This is a genomic window from Streptomyces sp. NPDC056480, from assembly GCF_042795405.1.
Classification (GTDB): domain Bacteria; phylum Actinomycetota; class Actinomycetes; order Streptomycetales; family Streptomycetaceae; genus Streptomyces.
Genome location: NZ_JBHTSA010000266.1, coordinates 1 through 1,024, shown reverse-complemented (window position 1 = coordinate 1,024; position 1,024 = coordinate 1). Strand labels below are relative to the sequence as shown.

Genomic DNA, 1,024 nt, shown 5'->3' with positions numbered 1-1,024 from the left:
GATACCTCACCCCACACGAAACGCGCCTGAGACACCAGCGAGAACAGACCCTCGCGGCATAACAACGACGTGTCCAGGATCACGGGGAAACTTCACTCTTGGCAGAGCCCTTCTCACCATGCAGGCAAGGTCGGAGCAACCAGCGGAGATCTGCCTGTACGTCGTCGCAGCATGTAACTGAGATCAGGCTGCGTCAAGGTCTGCCCAGTGGTCGACCAGCCCGTCGAGATCGATATCGATCTTAGTGCGCTTGGCGAGAGCGGAGATGATCTGGCCACCACGGCCGTGCTCACCCTCGGGACGGGAGGCGGCCCAGCTTCCGAGGTCAGTTCCTGTGCGGGGCCCTCCGTCGGTGACATGGACCTGGATCTGGCCCGAACTATCCACCGAACCATGCAGATGCAGGACAATCGGGGGAAGCGCATGAAGAACAGCATTCGTGACCAGCTCAGAGATGACCAGCAACATCTCATAGACCCGGTCCTCGCCCAGGCCCCAGGCCTCCAGCACAGGCCTCACCGCCTGACGGGCAGCAGCGGGGGCCAACGGCCCGTGCTCCAGAGGAGTACTGAACGCCCGCCCGCCGGCCGACACGGCAGACAGCGCGGAACACTGGTGCCGGGAGGAGATCGTGGTCGTCGTCATCGTGGATCACTGCCTGTCCAGTGGGGGTCGGAAGAGCCTTCTCTGGTACTCCAAGAACACTCCCCCGCACCAGAGAAACCCTGAGCAAGCAATACCTAAAACGGGAAAAAGGGCAGGGGGTGCATGTGAGCCGACTGAGCCCTTTTCATCCTGAATAGCTGCAGGTCAGCAGTGTGTGGACGGCCTGGACGGCGGTGCCGAAGCGGCGAGTGGAGCATCTGGCTCGTCGGAGCAGTCGCCAGGACTTCAGCAGGGCGAAGGCGCGTTCGCCAGGTGCCCGGAGTCGGGCGTGATCACGGTTGAACAGCTGGTAATGGTCGGGTTGTTCGCGGTGACGGTAGTACGGGGTGCGGGCGGTGGCGCCGGCGCCCTGGCAGGC

2 protein-coding genes are annotated in these 1,024 nt (G+C 63.3%); both read right to left on the bottom strand.

The features are described 5' to 3' along the window. Positions 1-183: 183 nt before the first annotated feature. The gene (locus ACFQ79_RS40755; protein WP_383593455.1) at positions 184-645 is read right to left on the bottom strand and encodes an ATP-binding protein; all 462 of its coding nucleotides are present in this window, start codon (positions 643-645) and stop codon (positions 184-186) included. 145 nt (positions 646-790) lie between these two features. Beyond that, a partial coding sequence (locus ACFQ79_RS40750; protein ID WP_383593452.1) for a transposase family protein occupies positions 791-1,024 on the bottom strand: 234 nt, incomplete at its 5' end.

Coding starts and splice junctions, on each gene's coding strand:
- ACFQ79_RS40755 (WP_383593455.1), bottom strand. CDS start 645: ATGACGACGACCACGATCTCCTCCCGGCACCAGTGTTCCGCGCTGTCT.